This window comes from Roseibium suaedae, from assembly GCF_900142725.1.
Taxonomy (GTDB): domain Bacteria; phylum Pseudomonadota; class Alphaproteobacteria; order Rhizobiales; family Stappiaceae; genus Roseibium; species Roseibium suaedae.
Map to the genome: position 1 here is coordinate 1,088,898 of NZ_FRBW01000001.1, position 22,956 is coordinate 1,111,853.

Annotated in this window: 16 protein-coding genes and 1 tRNA gene; 10 read left to right on the forward strand and 7 right to left on the reverse strand. The window is 60.9% G+C overall.

Annotated elements, in window-relative coordinates:
• Positions 1-101: 101 nt before the first annotated feature.
• The 6 genes from BUA94_RS04905 (at position 102) to BUA94_RS04930 (ending at position 10,039) form a co-directional block, all read left to right on the forward strand.
• Positions 102-1,466 carry a tetratricopeptide repeat protein gene (locus BUA94_RS04905; RefSeq protein ID WP_139251007.1) on the forward strand — a complete coding sequence of 455 codons (1,365 nt, stop codon included), beginning with the start codon at positions 102-104 and terminating at the stop codon, positions 1,464-1,466.
• 12 nt (positions 1,467-1,478) lie between these two features.
• Positions 1,479-4,445, forward strand: coding sequence for a FecR family protein (locus tag BUA94_RS04910; RefSeq protein WP_073009529.1), 2,967 nt, complete (start codon positions 1,479-1,481; stop codon positions 4,443-4,445).
• 374 nt (positions 4,446-4,819) lie between these two features.
• Positions 4,820-4,895 (forward strand) — tRNA-Phe (locus tag BUA94_RS04915).
• 315 nt (positions 4,896-5,210) lie between these two features.
• Positions 5,211-6,362 (forward strand): hypothetical protein, encoded by a 1,152-nt coding sequence (locus BUA94_RS04920; protein ID WP_139251008.1) that lies wholly within the window; start codon positions 5,211-5,213, stop codon positions 6,360-6,362.
• 559 nt (positions 6,363-6,921) lie between these two features.
• Complete coding sequence (locus BUA94_RS04925; protein WP_073009535.1) at positions 6,922-7,929, forward strand: TAXI family TRAP transporter solute-binding subunit; 1,008 nt, start codon at positions 6,922-6,924, stop codon at positions 7,927-7,929.
• Between the two features lie 85 nt (positions 7,930-8,014).
• Positions 8,015-10,039, forward strand: a complete 2,025-nt coding sequence (locus tag BUA94_RS04930; protein WP_073009538.1) for a TRAP transporter permease — start codon at positions 8,015-8,017, stop codon at positions 10,037-10,039.
• An 84-nt stretch (positions 10,040-10,123) separates the two neighbouring features.
• Here the strand turns inward: BUA94_RS04930 and BUA94_RS04935 are convergent, their stop codons facing one another.
• Together BUA94_RS04935 and BUA94_RS04940 are read right to left on the reverse strand one after the other, a co-directional pair.
• On the reverse strand, positions 10,124-10,999 hold the full coding sequence (locus BUA94_RS04935; protein WP_084081706.1) for a DMT family transporter: 876 nt from the start codon (positions 10,997-10,999) through the stop codon (positions 10,124-10,126).
• Between the two features lie 254 nt (positions 11,000-11,253).
• Positions 11,254-12,654 (reverse strand): multicopper oxidase family protein, encoded by a 1,401-nt coding sequence (locus BUA94_RS04940; RefSeq protein WP_073009541.1) that lies wholly within the window; start codon positions 12,652-12,654, stop codon positions 11,254-11,256.
• Between the two features lie 209 nt (positions 12,655-12,863).
• On the opposite strand from BUA94_RS04940, the gene BUA94_RS04945 reads away from it, so the two are divergent.
• Positions 12,864-13,481 carry a YitT family protein gene (locus BUA94_RS04945; RefSeq protein WP_073009544.1) on the forward strand — a complete coding sequence of 206 codons (618 nt, stop codon included), beginning with the start codon at positions 12,864-12,866 and terminating at the stop codon, positions 13,479-13,481.
• 12 nt (positions 13,482-13,493) lie between these two features.
• Here BUA94_RS04945 and BUA94_RS04950 read toward each other — a convergent pair whose 3' ends face one another.
• Together BUA94_RS04950 and BUA94_RS04955 are read right to left on the reverse strand one after the other, a co-directional pair.
• A complete protein-coding gene (locus BUA94_RS04950; protein WP_073009547.1) occupies positions 13,494-13,964 on the reverse strand; it encodes a YbaK/EbsC family protein in 471 nt (156 codons plus the stop codon).
• Between the two features lie 118 nt (positions 13,965-14,082).
• Complete coding sequence (locus BUA94_RS04955) at positions 14,083-15,222, reverse strand: NAD(P)/FAD-dependent oxidoreductase (protein WP_073009550.1); 1,140 nt, start codon at positions 15,220-15,222, stop codon at positions 14,083-14,085.
• Positions 15,223-15,864: 642 nt separating this feature from the next.
• Between BUA94_RS04955 and mnmD the strand changes: the two genes are divergently transcribed.
• Entirely contained in the window at positions 15,865-16,635 is a 771-nt protein-coding gene (mnmD, locus tag BUA94_RS04960; protein WP_073009553.1) for a tRNA (5-methylaminomethyl-2-thiouridine)(34)-methyltransferase MnmC2, read from the forward strand.
• 73 nt (positions 16,636-16,708) lie between these two features.
• Positions 16,709-17,053, forward strand: a complete 345-nt coding sequence (locus BUA94_RS04965) for a hypothetical protein (protein WP_073009556.1) — start codon at positions 16,709-16,711, stop codon at positions 17,051-17,053.
• A 70-nt stretch (positions 17,054-17,123) separates the two neighbouring features.
• Here BUA94_RS04965 and BUA94_RS04970 read toward each other — a convergent pair whose 3' ends face one another.
• Entirely contained in the window at positions 17,124-17,882 is a 759-nt protein-coding gene (locus tag BUA94_RS04970; protein WP_073009559.1) for an SDR family oxidoreductase, read from the reverse strand.
• A 219-nt stretch (positions 17,883-18,101) separates the two neighbouring features.
• On the opposite strand from BUA94_RS04970, the gene BUA94_RS04975 reads away from it, so the two are divergent.
• The gene (locus BUA94_RS04975; protein WP_084081707.1) at positions 18,102-18,659 is read left to right on the forward strand and encodes an SRPBCC family protein; all 558 of its coding nucleotides are present in this window, start codon (positions 18,102-18,104) and stop codon (positions 18,657-18,659) included.
• A gap of 68 nt (positions 18,660-18,727) precedes the next feature.
• Here the strand turns inward: BUA94_RS04975 and BUA94_RS04980 are convergent, their stop codons facing one another.
• Both BUA94_RS04980 and BUA94_RS04985 read right to left on the reverse strand, forming a co-directional pair.
• The gene (locus BUA94_RS04980; RefSeq protein WP_073009561.1) at positions 18,728-21,739 is read right to left on the reverse strand and encodes a cation:proton antiporter domain-containing protein; all 3,012 of its coding nucleotides are present in this window, start codon (positions 21,737-21,739) and stop codon (positions 18,728-18,730) included.
• A gap of 93 nt (positions 21,740-21,832) precedes the next feature.
• Positions 21,833-22,756, reverse strand: a complete 924-nt coding sequence (locus BUA94_RS04985; RefSeq protein WP_175557998.1) for a DMT family transporter — start codon at positions 22,754-22,756, stop codon at positions 21,833-21,835.
• Positions 22,757-22,956: the final 200 nt, after the last annotated feature.

The following is a 22,956-nucleotide window of genomic DNA, read 5'->3' on the forward strand; positions in this document are numbered from 1 at the left end:
GCGCGGCAACTTTACGATACGAAAGGGACAGCGCAAGCTGGCCGGGTGTCTGGAAGTTTTGTAGGCTAGATAGTTGTGAATTTGAGAGGAGCGGCGGGGGCATGCCGGTCAAGTTTAATCATTTATTTAACATATTGATTTGCGCGGGGCTTTGCCTCGGCGCTGTCGAAAGCATTTCACCAGTCTATGCCCAGGGGGCAAATCCTCAGGCCAGCAACGAGCTGAAAGCCCGTCAGGCGCATCTTCTGACCATTCTTCTGAAGCAGCCGGACAATCTGGATGTTTCTTTCGAATATGCGATGATCTCCGCCCAGATCGGCGACTATGAAGCCGCGATCGGCACGTTTGAACGCATGCTGATTTATTCTCCGGGTCTGCCGCGTGTGCAACTGGAGCTGGGCGTGCTCTATTTCCGTCTCGGCAGCACGGACGCCGCGCGCAGCTATTTTGAATCTGCAATTTCCGGCCCAGAAGTGCCGCCGGAAGTTCAGGCACGCGTTGAGGAATATCTGGCAGCCATCGGCAACAATGAGAACCCGGCCAAGTTCCGCGCGACGGTGCTTGCCGGTGCCCGTTATCAGAGCAATGCCAACGCCGGCCCGGGCGATCGCAGCATCAATCTGAACGGTGTGAACTTCCTGCTGAACCAGACCTCCACCGGCCAGTCCGATGTGAACGGCTTCGTCGCTGCCACCCTGCATGGCGGCTATGATCTGGGCACCCAGGGTGATCTGCTAGAAGCCGATCTGCTGCTCTTTGGAGCGCGTTATGCGGATCTGTCCAAGCTGGACACAGGCCTTGCGGAACTGACCTTCGGTCCGTCCTTCAATATGCGGCGCTTCAACGTCGACAATGCCCGGCTTGGCTTCTACGGCATTTTGTCCGGCGTGCGTCTGGATACGTCCAACTATCTTGGCGCCATGGGTCTCGGTTCCAGGTTCGCATGGCGTCTGGATCCGGCAACGACCCTCTCGGGCAAGTTCGAGTTCCGGTACCGCTGGTATCATGACACGGTCACCTATTCGACCGTCTCTGACCGCAATGGCCATTTCTACAAGGGTGGCCTGACCCTGATTCACCAGTTCTCCCAGAACTGGGCAGGCCGCACGCTGATCTTTGGTGACTATGAAGAAACCGCCAAGGCCTGGGAACAGAGCTATGAAATCGGGGGCGGCGTCGGTGCGACCTACAAGTTCGCTTCGCCGTTTGAAGCCCTTCCGGAGCGCTGGTCGATTGATCTGGAGGCCGGTTATATCCGCCGCCTCTACGACAGCCCGGATCCGCTGATCAACAAGAACGACAGCCAGAATGACCATGAAGGCTGGGTTCGTGCGGCGTTGAATGTTCCGCTGAAGAACGATTTCTCGATCGGTCTGACCGGCGAATTCCGGCGCGTTTATTCCAACTATGATCTGGCAACCTACAGCAACGCTTCGGCGATGGTGTCTGTTGCGAAGAACTTTTAAAGGGGGCTTCTCATGACCAGCCGCCATCTTCAGAAACTTCGTTATTTCGGCCTTCTGGCTGCTATTCTTCCCGTGACCGCCACGAGCGTGATCCCCGCGCCGGCATTGGCCGCGTCGCAGGTTGGTGTGGCCGCCGCGGTCAACACGTCTGCTTTCGGCACCGCGCCGGGACTCAACCGCAAGACCAAGGTTCTTGGCGACAACGTCATCTACCGTGAGCGGATCGAGACCACCGGCTCCGGTCTGGTTCAGGTGCTGCTCGTTGACGGGTCCACCTTCACGGTCGGACCGAATTCCGATCTGGTGATCGATGAGTTCGTCTATGATCCGAACACGGGTCAGGGCAAGCTGGTCGCAAGCCTTGGCAAGGGCGTTGCCCGTTTCGTCGGCGGCAAGCTGTCGAAGAACAAGGCCGGGGTCAACGTCAATACGCCGGTCGGCACCATCGGGATCCGTGGCGGCATCGCCAACATGGATCTGACCTCCGGCGGCGGCGTCTTCTCTCTCCTCTTCGGCGAGGAACTGACGTTCACCGGCCGCAACGGCGATACCAACCGGGTTTATGAGGCCGGCTACACGCTGCAGGTCAGCGGCGGCGGGGCAAACTCCGAGGTTCGCCGGACCACCCAGGCGGATCTTGGCGGCGTTCAGCAGGGCCTTTCCGGCAAGCCGGGGCAGAGCGGCGGTGCAACGCAGAAGCCGACCGAAGCATCCGTCACGGATTCCGGTTTCAGTCAGGCAAACTCCGATCTCGGGGTGACCAACACCTTGCCGACACCGAAGCCTGAAGTTGTTCAGTCGACGGAAGTGACCGAGACTGACGAAACGCTGGTCCAGATCCAGGAAACCACCCAGAACGAGAACACGGAAGAGATCGCGGAAGAAACGCCGCCCCCTCAGCCGGAGCCTGAGGTTGAAATCGTCAACGTCCGGATCTTGCGGGCAGGGGATGGCTATACCCCGGCGGGCAGCACAGTTGTTGTTTCCAATCCGGGCGCCCAGGGGCTTCTGGGCGGTTCGAACGGAACTGACGAAGATGTCGAGTTCGAAGGCGGTGAAATCACTGCTGGATCCGCGACCGCGCTCTATTATGGCGAAGTGGACGGCAACCCGCTCTATCAGTTTGTTTTCGACACTGAGCCGAATGTCTATTTCTACACTCAGACCCTCAGCTCTGACGGCGACTACGTTTCCCAGCAGGGCGACAGTCAAGTGGTTCCTGATGCGGAAATAGACATTGATACCGCTACATATGGCGACATCAGCGGCTTCGCGCGCGGCGTTCAGGTGAGCAACGAGGACTTCGTTGCCTTCGCCCATTTCCCGGCTCTGTCCTTCGACGAGACCGGTCCGGTCTATGATCCCGACGGCGCAAACATGATCCTCGGCCTATACGGGGTTGGCACCGACTGGACCCAGTTCAACAAGACCGAGACCCAGGTCCGGACCTATGAGCTGTCTTCCGATCCGCTGACGACCTTTGTCATGGGCACTGAGACCGGCGATGGTGGTCTGATTCCGCTTGAAACCGACGCTCTGTACATGAACCCGCTGGTTGCCCAGTTGATGGGCGAAAGCTTCATGAACGAGATCGAGTCCACGGAATTGCTCATGATCCAGAGCGATCCCTCCACGCTGCTAGGGTCTCAGGTTCTGGCGAGCTCTTTCCTCATCCAGGGAACCGGGGAAGACCAGAAGTCCTTCCTGTCTCTGTCCGTCGGCAGCATCTTTGATGATGCTGGTGAGCTGACCTATGACACGGGCCGCCGCGGCAGCCACCGGATGGATTCTTCGGAAACTGCAGGCCGCTATGGCGGCACGATCCAGACCGTTTCAGCGTCTGACGGCTCCAATTTCTTTGGGTCGGATGCGCAGAGTCTCGTGATCAGCGGCGGCGTTGATATTGATGAGCCGTTCAGCGATGGCTATATCATTCGCCCGGATACGCTTGACTACACCGATCCGCTCAGCATGACCGTCCATGTCGGCATCCTGTCGGAAGAAACGCCCGTTTCCTCCTTCGAGCGGACACAGCGGACTCTCGCGGGCTTTGCGACCGGCGTGTTTGAATCGTCCAACAATGTCACCGGTGGTGTTCTTGAGCCGAAGCTCTTTGCAAGCACCGACACGGATGATTTCAGCATCACCTTCCTGCCGGGCAGCAACACTTTGACGGCGCTCGTCAGTGTCGAGGATGTGCTGGATGCTGACAGCGAAATCGATAGCTACAGCTTCGGTTTTGGCCAGAACACGGACGGCAGCGGCGGCAGTGGCCGTGCGACCTTTATCGATGACGATACCTATGCCGCGCGCGAGATGCGGGACACGAGCGAAGCATTCGTCGTGACCGACAGCAGTGCAATCGTCACACAGCCGGACGGGGACAACCCGAACAGCTACCTCATTCCCGATACTCTGATGCCGGGTGCGGATGCAGACATCTTCGTTGGCGTCAACCGCTGCACCTGTGCCTTCCTGGAGTGGGGCTACTGGGGGGCGTCGGTTCAGCTTAATGGTGAGGATGCTGCGGCAAACCTGACCAATGGCGAGCGCTACGACAACATGCATCTGGGCACCTGGGTTGCCGGGAATGCCACGGCCAGCGCTGATCTGCCCACCAGCGGCACGGCAACCTATGCCGGTCATGCGGTCGGCAGTGTCGTGAACAACGGCGCGCAGTATCTGGCAGCTGGCAATTTCGGACTGGAAGTCGATTTTGCGGCCCGCAACGCGACGGCTGCGATCACCAACTTCGATGGTCACACCTTCGGTTCGAACATGTCCGAAGTGACGACCGGTGCTGATACCAACCTGTTCAGCGGCGGCATTGCCGATCCCAACGAGATCATGCAAGGCCAGATCAATGCGGCGATCGTGACCGGTCCGGATAGTCTCATCGACGGGGTGATGGGGAATTTCACCATCGACGATGGCACAGGATGGCAGGCGACGGGCATCGTCGCTGGTCAGCTCCAGTAAGACTTGAAAAGGCCGCCCTCGAGGCGGCCTTTTTGCTGGGAACCATCGCCGCGCTTTCGACCTGCGGGCATGCACCGGACAGACGCAAAGCGTGAATGGCGCGAGAGGCTCTTTCCGGTCTCCGGGCGCCTCTAGCCCCGGGGGAGGGGCTTCGGCTCCAATTGGGGTGGCTGGAACCAGAGGTCAGAGGTTTTCCCCAGGCTGTTGTGTCTGGGTAAGAGACTGAAACTTAAGGATTTCTGCGGTTTCTTTGGGCTTTTTGCAGCGTCCGGAAAACGGCGCTGAAAAAAGTCCTGGAGGTGCTGGACAAGCGCTTTGCCAGCTTCTATAAGACCCAAGCTTTCAGCGCGGCGGAACACTCCGCTGACAGAGACGCCCGGATAGCTCAGTTGGTAGAGCAGCGGATTGAAAATCCGCGTGTCGGCGGTTCAAATCCGTCTCCGGGCACCATCTCCTTCCCCCTCTCAAAAATCAGTTGCCTATCACTGCTCCCTGCTTGAGCATTGGACGTCTCGCGACCATCTGCCTGAATTCTCTTCGGCAGCATTGTCGCAGAGCTCCAAATGCAATTTGAAACTCCGCAATCGTTTTTTCCCGCTTGAAATCTTTGGGGAGACGACTGCGGATGCTGCAAGGCGCTAGTGGAATTGGGGAGAGAGCTCCCGGTGCCTGAATGTCTTACCCTGTTTATTGTGTTTTTTCTTGCCGCCTTCTGTCTGGTTGCTATGATCTTCAAGGTACTATTTTTAGTTGATGGGGGGTAAGGTGCGTATAATTCGATTTGCTTTTCTGTATTTGATTTTCAGTTCCGCTGCCGCAAGCGCCCAGTATTTGGAGTACATCAAGGTTGACCAAACATCTGAGAACAAGGCGGTTTATCCATGGAATGAGGTCTATGGACGCGTTTCTTATGCTGTGGAATTTTCTGTCGTTCCGGATGATGCGAAACGTAGTCTTGAAAGTTTTTTGAAATCCGTCGTTTCCAAGTCCTTTGGCAATGAGGATGGAAACTATGTTCTGACCCTCATTCTGGAGAATGGCGTGAGGGAAGTCTCCAAGAGAGCCGTTGTTTCTTTTACCTGGTCAGAGAAACGCTTCTTGTTCTTCACGACCTCATCAGACATTTCCAGCAACATATCTTTCAAAGGCCGGCTGACCGACCATTTCCCGATCAATTCAAACAACAATCACCTTCAGGTCAGACTTGAGCTGCAGAAAACCGAGAACGCGGCCGTAAATACCGACACTTATAATGATTTCAGCGACCAGGTCGGGCTCCTGAGCTTTAAGGCGCTCGTGCCTGCGGTGAATGTGGCGCAGTCCCTTGAAGTGCCGCTTGGCATTATGGCCAAGGCGTTGAACTCTTCTCGCAAAGCAGAGCTGGCTACTGACGTCTCAATGTCATTCATTGATGATGGCAGCGATGATCCCAACAAAGTCGTTTATTCCATCCGAGGTCCGCGCGGAGGTGGAGACCTCTATAACAATGGTATCTATATTACAGTCTCATTTGACGTGGATCCGTCACTGGTAGGTGTCTTTGAGGCGGAAAAGTTCAAAAATCTCAATCTGGATCTGATCTTGAGAAATGCATTGGTCGGAGCGTCTGGGGCAGGAATTCCCTTTGAAGAGGCCATTTCCGGGAAAGAATATGAGGGTATTCGCGGATATCTCTCTTCGCTTGATCAGAGAAAGCGGCCTGATGGGGTGCCTTCCTCCTATGTCTGTCGTGAGCTCTGGGACACGCTGTTGGGGTTCTTTTCCAATAGGGACGCACCGGTTATCTACGCGGCTTATCTGAAAAAATATGGCTATTGGCTCGATGCTTCCGGAGCGAGATCCGGGTGCATCGATGCGTTCAAGCAGTCGTTCGAGGGGCTTTCCGTCGACACCACGTCCATTCCGATAAGCCAATAGGTCCTCGCTTCTATCGCTTTCAGAGCCTCCGCGGTTTTCGCGAGGCAGGGGGGTGAATCTTCCCCAGGGGAGATTTTGCAGGCCGAGAGTGGGGAAGAGGAGTCTTCTCTATTGACCTAAAAGGCTTTTTTGTCTTGGATAGGTCATCGGGCAAGCTGCAAGATGTTGTCTGGGGGCGGGCTGTGATGAGAGCCAGAGCCTTGTCGCTATGCCAGGGCGAAAGCGTGGACCAGGTCTGATGTGAGTGCCAGGTGCCGCAATCGTCCGTGGGGCGTTGGCAAGCGCATTGGTGGGCTCATTCCGCCGCTGGGGGCCAGGGCAGCATTTAGGGTTTTGCGGAAGCCGCTCTCTGTTCGGGTCGAGCCACATAGAGCTGATCCGGGCAACGAGAGGGAGAAGTCCTTGCCCGGTGCCATTGACTGCGGAAGACCTTTCCGCATGTTCACGTCAACAAGGGGGCGGCCAAGTCCCCGGCCAAGTCTTAGGGGCTTGCGGCCAGCAGGTCGAAGCCCGGAGCGAGCTGAGAAAACCCATACCTTCCAACAGAGAGGAAGTCCGAATGACCTTTTTCAAGTCCATGAGAGCTGTGGCAGCTGCAGGTGCTCTGCTGCTGGCCGGCGGCGCCGCGCAGGCGCAGGACATCAATTTCTTCACCATCGGCACCGGCGGCACCGGCGCGACCTACTATCCGATCGGCGGCGTTATCGCCAACGCCATCTCCAATCCCCCGGGCTCGCGTCCGTGTGATGAAGGCGGCAGCTGCGGCGTGCCGGGCCTGATCGCTTCGGCCGTGTCTTCGCGCGGTTCCGTTGACAACCTCAACGCCATTTCCTCGGGCCTGCGCAACTCCGGTTTCGCCCAGTCCGACACGGCCTTTTGGGCCTACACCGGCACCGGCACCATGGAAGGCAAGCCGGCCGCAGAAGACCTGCGCGCTATTGCTGCCCTGTTCCCGGAGCATATCCACCTGGTCACCCTGGCAGACAGCGGCATCAACTCTGTTGCTGACCTGGCCGGCAAGCGCGTGTCCCTGGATGAGCCGGGCTCGGGCACCTATGTGGATGCCAAGCTGATCCTGGAATCCTTCGGCCTCGGCGTCGACAAGGTGACTGCGGAAGCCCTGAAGCCGAACGCTGCCGGTGACGCACTGCGCAACGGCCAGATTGATGCGTTCTTCTTCGTTGGCGGCTATCCGACCGGCGCGATCGTGGAACTGGCTTCTGCCGTGAAGGTCAAGCTTGTCCCGATCGATGGCGAAGGCGCAGCTGCCCTGACCGAGAAGTACGGCTTCTTCTCCCAGTCCGACATTCCGGCAAGTGCCTATGAAGGCGTTGGCGACACCGCGACTGTTGCCGTTGGCGCTCAGTGGATCACGTCCGCCAAGGAATCCGATGACCTGATCTACAACATCACCAAGGCACTTTGGAACGACAAGACCCGCGTCCTGCTGGATGTTGGTCATGCCAAGGGCAAGGTGATCACCCTCGAAACCGCTCTGGACGGCATCGGCATTCCGCTGCATCCGGGCGCAGAACGCTTCTACAAGGAAGCTGGTCTGATCAAGTAAGGCCGAAAAGCTGGAAAAGCGGGCTCCCCGGAGCCCGCTTTTCCTGTTTCTGACCCAACGAGACTTTCCAAAACGGGGGCGGGCGATGAGCAGCACCGAACTGACGCCGGAAGAACTGGCGGAGATCGAGCGCAAATATGATCCGGAGCTGGCGTTCCGGCCGACCGGGCCGAAGGCTGGCCATGTGATTGGCGCCATTCTGGCAGCCATGTCGATCTATCATTTCTATGCAGGCGGTTTCGCCTTGATCCCGGAGCTTTTGCACCGGGGCATTCACCTGGCCTTCGTGCTCTGCCTGGCTTTTCTGCTGTTTTCCTGGCGGCGCAGCCCGGTGGATCAGGCTCAGGCCAAGGTCTGGTGGCGTCTGGATGGCCTTCCGTTCCTTGACATTCTCTGGGCTGTGCTCGGGGTTGGCGCGGCACTCTATCTGCCCCTGTTGCCACCCGAGGCGCTTGCCTCGCGGGTGGGCAATCCGTCCCAGATGGATGTCTTCATGGGCAGCGCTCTCATTCTGCTGACCCTTGAAGTCTGCCGCCGGTCGGTTGGTCCAACTCTGCCGATCATTGCCATCGTCTTCATGCTCTTCGCGCTGTTCGGGCCCTATGCGCCCGGTCCGTTGAAGCATGGCGGGGCAAGCTGGCTGGCGCTGGTCAACCACCTCTACATGACCAACCAGGGCATCTATGGCATCGCCATCGGCGTGATGGCCAAATATGTGTTCCTGTTCATTCTCTTCGGCGTTCTGGCAACGCGTATCGGCCTCGGTCAGCTCTTCATCGATCTGGCCATGGTCATCGCCGGCCGCTATGCGGGTGGCCCGGCGAAGGTTGCGATCTTCTCCTCCGCCTTCATGGGCACGATCTCCGGCTCCTCCATTGCCAACACGGTGACGACAGGGGCCCTGACCATCCCGGCTATGAAGCGCGTCGGCTATCCGGCGCATTTCGCAGGCGCCGTGGAAGCGACCTCTTCGACCGGCGGGCAGATCACACCGCCGATCCTGGGGGCTGCCGCCTTCATCATGGTGGAATATCTGGAGATCCCGCTGCGCGATGTTCTGGCCGCGGCGCTGTTCCCGGCCATGCTGCATTACTTCGGCATCTTCATCATGGTGCATCTGGAAGCCAAGCGCCTGGGCCTGCGCGGTCTGACGGCTGCCGAACTGCCCAAGCTCGGCATCGTGCTGAAGCAGCATTGGCTCTCGATCATCCCGCTGATCATTCTGGTCTACATGATCCTGACCGGACGCACGCCTGACTATGCTGCGGTCTACGGCATCATTGCGTGCGTCATCGTCGGGGTGCTCAACCCGGTCAATCGTCTCTCCATCCGCGACCTGTGGGAAGCGCTTGGGGACGGGGCACGCAACACCATCGCCGTTGGCGCTGCCGCCGCAACAGTCGGCATCGTCGTTGGCGTTGTGACACTGACCGGCGTCGGCTTCCGTCTCGGCTATGTGGTGGTGCAGACCGCCAATGACCTTGGCGCCATACTCGGCTCCATCTGGCCACTGTCCTATGCGACGGTGGCTCAGTGGTCGCTGTTCATGTCCCTGGTCCTCATCGCCTTTGCCTGTATCATCATGGGCGCGGGCATTCCGACGACGGCCACCTACATCATCCTGGTGGCCGTGGCAGCTCCCGCTCTTGCGGTCCAGCAGGTTCAGCCGCTGGTCGCCCATTTCTTCGTGTTCTACTACGGGGTTCTGGCCGACATCACGCCGCCGGTGGCCCTCGCGGCCTATGCGGCGGCAGGCATTGCAGGGGCGAACCCGTTCCAGACCGGCAACACGGCCTTCAGGCTCGGCATTGCCAAGGCGCTGGTGCCCTTCGTCTTCGTCTATTCCCCATCGCTGCTGATCGTTGCCGAAGGCTTCACGTGGTCGGCCTTCGCCATCACGCTGGCGGGCGCTGCGATGGGCATCGCAGGTCTTGGGGTGGCCTTCTCCGGCTTCTTCCTGGCCCCCATGCCGAAGTGGCAGCGCTGGTGGGTGGGGCTTGTATCCCTGCTCTTCATCGCACCGGGTCTGCCGACCATGGCACTGGGCCTTTTGCTCTGGACACCGGTCGTGCTGCTGCAGGTCAAGGACCGGAAGGCGCTGGCAGCCTGAGGGCCGGAAACAATCTCTGAAAACAGTGAAGGCGGCCCAATGTGGCCGCCTTCTTTATTTGGTCTCTGGATTGAGAGGTGAGCGTCAGCCTTTCGCGGGGCCGCTGTTGCGCAGGGAGTAAAGACCGGCGCAGACGATCATCACCGCGCCGAGCAGGGTGGACCAGAGCGGGAAGGTGCCGAAGACCAGAAGGCCGATCGGGATGGACCAGACGATCTGGAGGTAGGTGAAGGGCTGGATGGCACTTGCCTGGGTCAGGGACAGGGCCTTCATCACGCTGAAATGGGCAGCCGTGCTGAAGATACAGATCCCGACGACCAGCAGCCAGTTGATCTGGTCAAGCGGCGGCATGTGGGTGAGGCCCATGTAGGTGGTCAGGACCACACCCGTCAGTCCAGCATAGAAGAACGAGGTCATTACATTGTCATAGGCGCTGACCATCCGGGTGAAGAGCTGATAGAGCGCAAAGGTGGTGGTGGCCGCAAGCGCCACAACGCCGCCATAGCTCCACATGTTGCTGCCCGGCTGCATGATGATTGCGAGGCCGACAAGCCCCAGCACAAGCGCCATGACCCGGCGCAGGCTGACATATTCACCCAGGAACAGCACGGCCAGACCGGTCACGATCAGCGGATGAACCATGATGATGGTCGTCACATCCGCAAGGCCCAGCATGCTGTAGGCATAGATGATCAGGGCAATCTCGCTGACCAGCAGAAAACCGCGGATGAGCTGGAGTGCAGGGCGCTTGGTTGCCATGGCACCGCGCAGTCCCTGCTTGCTGAGACTGGCCCAGATGATGGCGACAACCAGATGGAACCAGTAGCGGACCATCAGGATGAACCAGACCGAGTGGGTCACCACCAGTGATTTGGACATGGCGTCCATCACCGAGAAGAAGAGCGTCGCGAGCACGGCAAACAGAATGCCGGTGTTGCGCGGTGTCAAAAGCGTAGTCATGGATATGGCTCACAGAAGGGGCCACGGAGTTCCTCGCTCGGGATCTCGGCCGCAATCAGCCTCGCATCTGAAGGCGATGGGACGCCTTGATGGGCCGGGACGGTGATCTGGTCGAGGAAACGGACCGTGGGCCCGGAGAATCAAGACGTCATCTGGAAGCTTGTATAGCAGCTATTCAACCGATGCGCGTCCGGGACGTGCATTGCAGCGTCCCGGATGGCTCAGCGGGGAAGGAGCGGCCAATGGCGCCTGGTCTAGGCCTCAACCCTCAGATATCCGGTCAGGCCGGTCTTCTGATGTTCGATGACATGGCAATGGAAGGCCCAGTTGCCGGGATTGTCCGCCACAAGCGCCACGTCCATCGTTTCCTTGGACTGCAGCAGGGCCGTGTCCGTGACGAGGGGCGGGAGTTCGCGCTTGTTGGAGCGCAGCAGCCGGAAGGACAGCCCATGCAGATGGATCGGGTGATCGTTCTGGGTCTCGTTGCGCAGGCGCAGGATGTAGGACTTGCCCTGCTTCATCACCGCCAGTGGATCGACCGGGTCGGGGCTGTCGCCTTCCCATGCCACCCGGTTGATGGACCAGAACGTGTAGCCCAGCGTTCCGCAGAAGCTCGGCTTGGGAGCGTCCCCACCCGGAGACCAGCCGAAGACGAACTCCAGCACTTCCGCATTGGCAAGATCGGCTTCCGGCACCGGATTGGGTGTCAGCGGCCGCAGCTCCTTCAGGTCCCGGTTCAGGCTGGTTCCGACGGAGCGGAATTTCGCAAGGAGGCGAGGCCCCTTGGCCGTCTGGAGGGTCAGCAGAACTTCCTGTCCCTCGGTGTCGGGTACCCGCAGGGCAATGTCGGCACGCTGGCCCGGTGCCAGCAGGATGTTCTCCGGAGCCTGAGGGGCGGGCAGGGGATTGGAATCGAGCGCGATGAGCTGCGCCGCACCCTTGCCGGTGTCAAAGCCGGTCAGGTCATAGGTGCCGACCCGGGTGACGTCGGTTACGGCCAGCCGCAAGCGCACCAGGCTTCCCGCGGGAAGGTCGTGGGTCTCGTCCGTCTTCCAGTTGACGGTCGAAACCGTGCCAAGCGTTCCGCCCCGGGCTGCAAGCCTCGGCTTGTAGAAATCGATGAACTGGCCGTCCCCGCCCAGCCGGAAATCGCGGATGTTGAGCGGGATGTCCTGATCGAAGCCCGGATCTTCCTGGTCTTCGACGACCAGAATGCCGGTCATGCCGCGGGCCATCTGTTCCAGCGTGTTGCAATGGGGGTGATACCAGAAGGTTCCCGCATCCGGTGCGGTGATCGTGTAGCGGAAGGTCTCGCCTGCCTCGATCGGCATTTGGGTCAGATAGGGCACGCCGTCCATGGCATTGCTAAGGCGCAGGCCATGCCAGTGAACGCTGGTCGGCTCCTTCAGATTGTTGATGACGTCCACCACAAAAGGCTTGCCCTGCTTCATGCGCAGCACAGGCGGCGGGCCGCCCGCGCCAAAGCCCATCATGTTGCGGGTGACCGTCTCGGGCAGAAGCGTGTGGTCCAGAGAAGTGATGGGAAGGGTGAAATTGGCTGCATTGGCCTGCCGTGCAATCAGGCCGCCGCCCAGAAACGCTGCGCCTGCACCGGCTGTGCCGAGCAGAAACTCCCGGCGCGACACCCCCAACATCCTCAAACTCCTTCAATTCTGATGAAAACGAGACTATCAGGCTCAGGTTTGTCCGCAAGCTCTCGCCAACGGGCTGATTGCCGCACCCCGTGTTCCTCCGGATTGTGGCACAGGCCTTGCTGCGCGATAGAGCATTTGCGGGAAATCGGCCAGAACGGGATGGTTGGCCGTGATGGCATCGCGAAAGACACAGGCAACGGGATAGGCACATGCACAGGGAACAGACATTGCAGCTTCCAGCTCACAGCCGGATCGACAACCTGCAAGGTCAGGTGTTCGGGATCGTCATGGCCGCCTTCGGCATCACGATCCTCAAGGCCGCAGGGCTGATCACAGGCCAGACCGCCGGCCTTTCGATCCTGATTTCCTATGCAAGCGGCTGGAGCTTCGGCGTCGTCTTCTTTCTGGTCAATCTGCCGTTCTACGTTTTTGCCTGGCAGCGCATGGGAGTGGCCTTCACCGTCCGCTCCTTCATTTCGGCAACGGCGATCTCCCTGATGGCCGATTTCATGCCCCACTATATCCAGTTCGGTGACCTGAACATGTTCGCGGCGGCCGCAGTGGCGAGCTGCACGGCCAGCGTCGGGCTGATTGCCCTGTTCCGCCACGGGGCGAGCGCCGGCGGTCTTGGCATGCTGGCGCTCTATATTCAGGACAAGACCGGCTTCAAGGCGGGCTGGTTCCAGCTCGCCGTTGATCTTTGCATCTTCGCCGTCAGCTTTGCGGTGATCGACAGCCTGGCGGTTATCGCCTCGCTGTTCGGGGCCATCATCCTGAACACCCTGATTGCGCTCAACCACCGCAAGGACTGGTACGTGGCCCAGTAAAAGCCGTGAGTGTCAGCCCTGCGGATCCTGACAGGCATCCACCCATGTGGCGGAGGTGATGTGTGCCATGCGGTCCGGCGTGATGCGCACGGCGGCATTGGTCGCCCCTGCGGCCGGGATCACTTCCTCATAGGTCTTCAGCGAGACATCGCAAAAGACCCGCAGGGGCTGGGACAGTCCGAAGGGGCAGACGCCGCCAACCGGATGGCCGGTCAGTTCCTCGACCTCATCCAGTCCCAGCATCTTGATCTTCACGCCGAAAGCCGCCTTGGCCTTCTTGTTGTCGAGGCGGGCATCGCCCCGTGCAACCAGCAGGCAGACTTCATCCTTGATGCGGAAGGACAGCGTCTTGGCGATCTGTCCCGGCTCCACCCCATGGGCTGCGGCGGCCAGGTCCACGGTGGCGCTGCTGGCTTCCGTCACCATGACGGTCAGGTCCGGGGCCGCTTCGCCCAAATGGTTGCGCACGCTCTCAAGGCTCATGAATATCTCCGGAGGGTCGGGAGGAATTGGTCTGGCGCAAACTTAGGGAGTGAAGCGCCTTTGGCCAAGGACGGTTTGACGCAAATCCGTCCGGTCAGGCTGGCCTTTTCAAACCCACTCACTCGAAATGCGCGGCGGGGCGGAAGCTGCCGGGCAGGGGTGTTGCCGGCGTTTGGTCGGTCAGCTCCGCCACCAGGCATTCGGCCACCAAATGGGCGATGCCGAAGGAGATCTTGAATCCGCCCGTCGCCGCGTAGGTCTTCTTGTGGCCGGGCAGCAGCCCGACAAGCGGATCGCGCCGGTTGCAGCGGGGCCGGATCCCGGCCCAGACATTCACCACCTCCCGGCCTGCGAGGCTGGGGCAGAAGGCGGTCGCCCGCTCCACCAGTTCCCGTGTGCGCTCCGGGTCAACGGCAGCGTCCGTGAAGGACCGGTCAGAGGTCGAGCCGACGGCCACCGTGCCATTGCCATGAGGGACAACATAGAGACCGTCGCAATAGATCGCGGGCCGGTCCTCCAGGCCCTTGCCCTCCATCAGGAGGGCCTGTCCCTTTTCCCCACGGCCGATCATCTGTCCGGTCAGCTCCGCGATCATCGGGAAGGCGTGATGGCCGGTGGCAACCACCAGCCGCCCGGCCACGATCTCTTCCGCCCCCTCTGCCAGCAAAATGCGGCCGGAAGCTTCGTCGAAACCGGTCACATCCGCGCCTTCGATCAGGCGGCCCCTGTCCGACAGGGAGAGAGAGCGGGCGAGTGCTTCCAGGCATCCGCGCGGCGACATGCGGGCCGCAAGGGTTTCATGAACCAGTCCGAAGGGGGCGGATTGCGCCGAAATCCAGTCTGTCCGGCTGCCGCTTGGCTCTACGTGATAGCGGAAGCCGGTTTCTTCCGGATGCCAGCGTTCCAGCGCTTCCTCCGCCCGCTCCAGATGATGGTCGAGCTTGTCCTGGGTGGTCAGCGGCAGGATGCGCCCGCAGCGCAGATAGCCGGTGGAGACGCCGGTCTCCTCTTCCAGCGCCTGCGCATGGGCGGCAAGGCTGGAAAGGGCGGCAAACTGAAAGGCCTTCTTCGGGTTCCAGCGGGCCGGCATGTGGGGCATCAAGGCGCCCAGCAACCCGCCACTGGACCCTGCGCCCACCTTGTCCTTTTCCAGAACCACGACGCTCAATCCCTGGCGCATCGCTTCCCGGGCGATGGCAAGGCCGAAGACACCAGCGCCGACTACGGCCAGATCGAAGGTGGAGCGGGAGGAGGCCATGAAAGTCCTTTGGTCCGAAGAGGGATCTCCCGGGAGGCAGGCAGAGCGATTGCCGCGGCCTGGGGAGCAGCGTAGAAGAGCGCTGAGACCCCGGACATACCGCCAAGGCCGCAGGACCGCAAAGGGAAATGGCAGACTTGAAGCCCACTGAGACAAGACGCCTCGACCAGACGGACCTTTTCCGCCCTCACCCCACCCCTCTTCCTGAAGGGAGAGGGAGCTGCGCTCAGGCCAGCGGCGGGTTTCTGCTTCTTTCAAGCCTTCAGAAAAACTCACTCGGCAAGGAAACGCTTTCGAGCAACCACCTCTCCTTTTGCCTGAGCATGACTCCTTCTCGCCTTGGGAAGAGGGCAGGGGTGAGGGGGAGACGCACGATGAGCAAGAGTGCATGCAACCTGCCGAAAGCCTTCGCCCCCCTCTGTCAGCTGGCGCTGACATCTCCCCCGCAAGGGGGGAGACGGGTGCAAGTGTCGAGGTTTCAGTCTGACTTGCAGGCTCTGCGGAGGCGGGTTTCCCGCGTCCTTTCAGATTCGCCGTTGCTCCTGAGCCTCTCCCCACGGCTGTCTCCCCCCTTGCGGGGGAGATGCCCCCGTATGGGGGCAGAGGGGGGTAAAACCTCTCAACACAGGGAGCGTCGCGCCGATGTCTGATCACCTGACCCCGAAAGCACCAGAACTGGAATGGCTGGATGATGGTGTGCCGCGGGCACCGGAGTTCGGGGATACTTACTTTTCCCGCGCTGGCGGACTGGAAGAGACGCGCCATGTGTTCCTTGCCGGCAATGGCCTGCCGGAGCGCTGGGTGGGGCGGGAGCGGTTCACCATCGCCGAATTCGGCTTCGGCACCGGCCTCAATTTCCTGACCACCCTTGCGGCGATCGAAGCCTTTGCCAGGGAACGGCCTGCACCGAAACTCACCTTCCTTTCCTTCGAACTCTATCCCATGACGGCGGAGCAGCTCGAAAAAGCCCATTCGGCCTTTCCGGATCAGTCAGACCTCTCCGCCCGTCTGCGGGCGCTCTGGAACCCTCAGCCCGGCTGGACCCGGCTGAGCTTCGGGCAGGCAGATCTTGTCATCGGCATTGGCGACGCACGAAAGTTGATCGGCGGCCTTGCCTATGGGGAGGGGGAGACACCGCCGCAGATCGCCATTGATGCCTGGTTCCTGGACGGGTTCTCGCCGTCAAAGAACCCGGAACTCTGGGAAGCCGGGCTTCTGTCCCGCGCCCATGACCTCACCCGTCCCGGCGGCACCCTTGCCACCTACACCAGCGCCGGCTGGGTCCGCCGCAACCTGCAAGCCGCCGGCTTCGAGATCGCCAAGCAAAAGGGCTTCGCCGGCAAGCGGGAGATGGTGGCAGGACGGAAAGATGAGGGGCAAACTCAGGAAAAGCTTGAGACAATTAAAGGTTGAGGGGTAACTTGGCGCAGCTTGCAATGATGCGTGCCGGGAAGACTGGCCGCTGATCCATTCTCAGGAGCCCCCGATGCTGATCCTTCTTTCCATTCTGGCGAATGTGGCGGTTGCGTTTGCACTCGTCCAATTGGGGCAGCCGGATGCAGCCTTACCCTTGTTGATGGCCCTGAACGGTGCAGCTGCGGCGGCCTTGCGATTTTCCGGCGGGCGGTTCCGGACCTGGCTTGACGCGCGCAGCCGGAAGGAGACGGTCTACCGCCTGGGCGCATCGCTTGCCGGCATTCCCGCATGGCTTGCGCTCGACCTTGTGCTCGGTGCACAGCCAGCCATCGCCCTCGGATTTCTCTGCGTTTCCTTCTTCTGGGCTGTGGCTTCAGGGCTTGCCCTGTACCGGCCTGAGGCAGAGAAGGCCTGAAGTGATTTCCGCCAGAGGCGTTTGGCGTCTCTGGCGGGCTGTCATGGCAAAATCCACTCCAACGGAGTGGTTACCCACGGCCGATATAGGGCATTGAACTTGCCATAATGGTCATGAACTGGACATTGGCCGACAGGGGCAGGGAAGACATGTTCAGAACGGCATCGGCTACATTCTGAACATCCATCACCGGTTCGGGCATCTTGGTGCCATTGGCCTGCGGCAGGCCTTGGGAGAAATTGGCCGTCATTTCCGAGGCTGCATTGCCGATGTCGATCTGGCCGCAGGCAATGTCGAACGCGCGGCCATCCAGCGAGAGCGTTCTGGTGAGGCCCGTGATCGCGTGTTTCGTGGTGGTGTAGGGCACGGAGCCGGGGCGGGGCACATGGGCCGAGATGGAGCCGTTGTTGATGATCCGCCCGCCGCGCGGGTCCTGATGGCGCATCATGCCAAAGGCGCCCCGGGCAATCAGAAAGGCCCCATGCAGGTTGACGTTCAGCACCTTCAGCCAGTCGTCGACGGAGATCTCGTCGATCGGCGCGGGCGGAACGTTGTTGCCGGCATTGTTGAAGCACACGTCCAGGCGGCCGAACCGGTCCTTGATGGCTCCGAAAAGATCATCGACCTGCGCTGCGTCCGATACGTCGCAGGGCACGCATAAGGCTTCGCCGCCAGCACTTGCCGCAACTTCCTGCAGCCTGTCCTCGCGCCGTCCCGTCAGGATGACCTTCGCGCCATTCTTTAGAAAGGTCGCTGCTGTCGCCTTGCCGATGCCGGAGCTTGCGCCGGTGACCAGAACCACCTTGTCCGTTACTTTGCCTGATGCCATGTCCGTCCCATTCCCGTTTATCGCCGGAGCGGGATTGGCCCCGCTCGCTTCCATCGAAGCCTAGGGTTGAGAATTTGCCGCTGCAAGCACCGGATCGGGGAAAGCGGTACGCACGCTGCTTTCATCAAATTTATGGGGCCGAAGCCTAAGCCACCGGTTCCCTTGGGGGAGAAGGCGCTATATGGATCGATGACAGAGTGAGGACGGGAGGAGACAGACATGAAGATGGCCGATAGCCAGCGCATCCAGGCGCCGCGGGACACGGTGTGGGCTGCGCTCAATGATCCGGAGGTTCTGCGCCAGTCCATTCCCGGCTGCCAGGAACTGGTCAAGAGTTCCGACACGGACATGGAAGCCAAGGTCCAGCTCAAGATCGGGCCTGTGAAGGCGACCTTCAACGGCAAGGTCAGGCTGGAGGATCTGAACCCGCCGGAAAGCTACCGGATCGCAGGCGAGGGATCCGGGGGTGTTGCGGGCTTTGCCAAGGGCGGCGCGACTGTGCGTCTCGAGGCTGATGGCGAGGATGCGACCATCCTGCATTACGATGTGGACGCCCAGATCGGCGGCAAGATCGCCCAGCTTGGCGCGCGGCTGATCGATTCCACCGCTAAACGGCTTGCCGGTGAGTTTTTCACCACCTTCGGCAATGTGGTCGCCCCGCAGACCGATCAGGCAGGCGGTGAGGAAGACAGTGCCGAACCGGAAGAGGCCAAAAAAGGCTGGTTCGGTGGTCTGCTCAAGGGCAAGAAGGACGGCGCTGCTGAAGGCGAGGGCTGACAGCCTCCGGCGCCTCGTCTGAGGTCAAGGCTTTCCGCTTTTGGAAGCAAACGAACGGCTGCAGGCGTTCAGTGCCTGCGGCCGTTGTCATTTGCAACGCCGGCAGCCGGCATGGGCTCGGCGGTCTCTTCCGCTTTTGTCTCGTCTTCCGGCTGAGCGGGCATGTCTTCTGAAGGGGCAAGCTCCGCAGACAGCGCAGGGGCGTCCTGAGGGGCTGCCAGCTCTTCCACTTCGACAGCTTCCGTTTCAGGCACTGGTTCTTGCCCGTCCTCTCCGGAAGTGAGCAAGGGGCTGACATCTTCCTGCGTGTCCAGGGCCGCTTCGGTGATCACCTCGGGCTCGATCAACTCGCCTTGTGCGATCAATTCCGGATCGATGACCGGCTCGTCCAGCTTGACCGGTTCTCCTTCAGCGTTTTCGCCGGCTTCAAACAGGTCGTCGTCGAGCGCCGTTTGACCATCCTCGGCACTGCCGGAGGCTGCGCTTTCCGTCTCTGCAGCAGCTTCGGCAGCTTCCGTGTCCAGAGGCGCAGTCTCAGCCGGAGGAGTTTCAGGCGACGTATCTTCGAGCAGGTCGTCTTCGGGCTCTGGCAGCAGTCCTGCCGCATTCATCATCTGGCGCTGCTCGGCCACTTCCATCATGGTCTCGCGGATTTCCGGAGCCTTGGCGACCAGCTGGCGGTAATCGGCAAGAGACAGGATCAGCAACTGGCAATAGCCGAGGGCGACGACATCCGCCGTGCGCGGCTTGCCGGTGATCAGGGCGATCTCGCCGAACATGTCTCCGCGGCCAAGGCGGAAGGTGCCGGAGGGCGAGTTCACTTCCACAGCGCCAGAAGAAATGAAAAAGGCGCTGTCGCCCCGGTCGCCGCGCCGGATCAGCACTTCGCCGGGCACGGCAAAGCGCGAGCGCATCAGCTTGGCGATGGTCTTGCGCTGGGCATCATCCAGACAGGCAAACAGGGCATGGCGGGTCAGGAGGTCCTTGGTGGCCATGCCAAGGTCCAGCTTCGGGCGCTTGCCAGCGGCAATGCGGCCCTTGACCAGTTCGCCTTGCAGGTCGTTGTAGAGCTCCTGCCCGATCAGGGCACTGGAGGCGGCTTCCGCATAGGCGGTTTCTTCAAGACGCAGAGCCGTGCGGCGCAGGAACAGAAGCTCCAGCGCATCTGCATAGTCCGGATACTGCAGGCGCAGGGCCTCGATCGCTCGGCAGATTTCCTCGTGGCGGTTCGTCAGCGTATCGCCCAGGATGTCGCCCACACGCTGTCCCACCAGCGGCGTGATGCGCCGGTGGTTGAAGCCGATCAACTCGCCGGAAATGATCCGGTCGACCAGCAGCAACTCGAACCGGTCCGCAATGCGGCGCAGCAGGAACCGCTCGATCTTCAGGTGCTTGTGCAGGCGCTGGGCCACGCGGAAGCGCCAGTCGAAACGCAAGGGTTCGCGGATCGCCTTGTTATAGCCCGCACGGCCTTCGGTGCGCGTCAGGTCGCCGATCCGGCCGGCCAGGGCCAGGTGGCGGGCAGCAAAGCGCGAGGAAATCGTGCGCTCGTGAAAGTGCTTCAGCACCAGCGAGCGTTCCTTGTCGGCCAGAGCGATCAGGCCGATGGTGACGCGCTCGCGGTCCTTCAGGTCCTCCAGCTGGTTCGAGGCTTCCGCCACTTCGCTGGCCCGGTGATCGTAGGTTTCGCTGACGATTTCCACCAGCCGGTTGTCGATGCCGTAGCCTTTTGCCGTCTCGGCCACTTCCTGGCGCACGTCCGAGAGAACCAGCGCCTGGAATTGGTTGCGCATCGCCTTGTCGCGGGCAGAGAGCTGATCGAGTTTCAGGAAGTGGATCAGCTGCTTGAGGCTTGTGCCATAGACCAGCAGTGTGAAAAGCACGAAGGCCGTGGCCAGCTTGGTCACGAAGCTGGAGACTTCCGGCGTGAGCGCCGCGTGTTCGGACACGCTGAGCGCCAGGGTCAGTGTCGCTGCCCCGCGCATGCCGCCCCACAGGATGACGGTCTTGAACGGGGTGCTGACGGCCTCGCCGACTTTCAGGAAGCTGAGCAGGGGCAAGAGCCCGAAGATCACCACCGCGCGGGCAAGAAGGGCCGCGGCAACGAGGATGAGCAGCAACACGATGTCCAGCGGTGTGAAGCCGTCGACAAGGCGCGGGATCAGGATCGCGACCAGCAGAAAGATGAGGGACGAGGCCCAGAAGGCGATCTGTTCCCACACGGTCTGGAGAAAATTCCAGCTTTCCGGGGCAATCTTGGCTGGGCCATAGAGATTGAAGACCAGCCCGGCGGACACGACTGCGACCACGGCGGAGACCGAGAAGGCCTGATCGGAGACCACGTAGATCAGGTAGGGCAGGGCGAGGCTGAAGGTTACCTGTGCCAGGGGCAGATCGCGCATTGTAGGCAGGATGAAGACGGCAATGCGCCCGCCCACGATACCGGCCAGAACGCCGCCTGCGAAGGCACGCAGGAACTCGGCTGCAGCTTCGCCGAGGTCCGGCGACTGGGTGCCGGTCAGGATGCCGAGCAGCAGCACGAACAGCACGATGGCGGCGGCGTCATTCAGAAGGCTTTCGCCTTCGACGATACGGCCAAGCCGCGCCGGTGCGCCAATGTCCCGGAAGATGGCGACAACGGCCACGGGGTCTGTGGTGGCAACAATCGCGCCGAGCAGCAGGCAGGCGATCAGCGGCATTCCGGAGAAGGGCTGCAGCGCAAAGCCGATGAAGAAGGTGGCGAAGAACACCGCAACCACGGCCATCAGCAGGATCGGGCCGATGTCCTCGAAAATCCGCCGGACGTCCATCGTCAGGGTCGTCTGGAACAGGAGGATCGGCAGGAAGATGTAGAGGATCTGCTCGGAATTGATCGGCAGATGCACGAAGACATTTGCCAGTTCGTTGAACACGTCCGTATGGGGCGTGTAGAGCAGATAGGTGGCGCCAATTCCGATCAATGTGCCGACCATGGCAACGACCACGCTCGGAGCCAGTCCGAGGCGGCGGGCGAGGGGCTGGATCAGCGCGATTATGACGAGCAGTCCGGCAAATGCGGCGATAATGATCGGTGTATGCATGATATCACCAATGTGCCCCGCCCTTATGGCAATTCCAAGCCTCTAAGGTGATCATTTTTCAGATGTTTTGAGCAAATATTGCCGCAGGGGCCGTTAACCTTGGACTTGGGTTGCTGCCTTGCTGCGCCGCTCGGAAAGCCAGATGCCGCCCAGAACGAGGGTCAAGGCGAGGGCGTGGTGCATGCGGAAGTCCTCGCCAAGGATCAGAACCGCCAGGATGGCCGCAAAAATGGGCACCAGATTGATGAAAATTCCGGCCCGCGCCGGACCGATCAGCTCGACGCCGCGCATGAAGAAGATTTGCGACAGGCAGGACGGCCCCAGGGCGACATAAAGAATGATCAGCCAGCCCTTGAAGGTCGGCACCTGCAGGATGCCAGCCGCCGATTCATAAAGGATGCCCGGAATGGAAGTGATGGCCGCGACGATGGACAGCACCGTGAAGAAGACGAGGCCGGAAATCTGCGGGCGGCTGCGCAGGGCGAGCGTGTAGCCCGCATAGAAAACGCAGGCGATCAGCATCAGCCCATCGCCCGGATTGATCGTCAGCTTCAGCAAGGTCTCGAGGCTCCCCTGTGCTGCAATCATTGCGACACCGGTCATGGTGGCAAAGATCCCGAGGATCTGCAGCGGGCGCACGGGCACCCGGTAGAACAGCAGCGCGCCCAGAAGCACCAGCATGGGCATGGAGCCCTGCAGAATGCCCAGGTTCACCGCTGTCGTGTAATGGGCAGCGGCATAGAACAGGGAATTGAAGCCGGTGAAGCCGAAGACCGCCATCAGCACGATCTTGCCCATGGAGGCCCGGATCAGAGGCCACTCCGCTCGAATTCTCGACCACATCGTCACCGTCATCACCGAGCTCACGATCACCCAGCGCAAGGCGACCACCATCATCGGGGATACTTCGCCAATCGCCAGTCGGCCCGCGATCGTATTGCCGCCCCACATCAGGGTGGTCAGCATGAGAAGCAGGATGGCATTGCCATAGACGAGAGTGCGGAAGGCGGCCGACATTGGGAAACTCTTGGATGACGCGGGCGGTCCGCGGAAGGATGGGGAGCAGCGGGAGATCCTGATGAGACGGCCTGCATGTGAGGCTGTCACCGCGAGCCCCGGCGGTCCAGCCTTCTTGGTTGCAGATATTTCTGCCCGGTGCAAGGCCGTTGCAGTCTGGCCGAGAGCTTCTGGCGGGGCGCGGCGAAATCCGGTTGGCG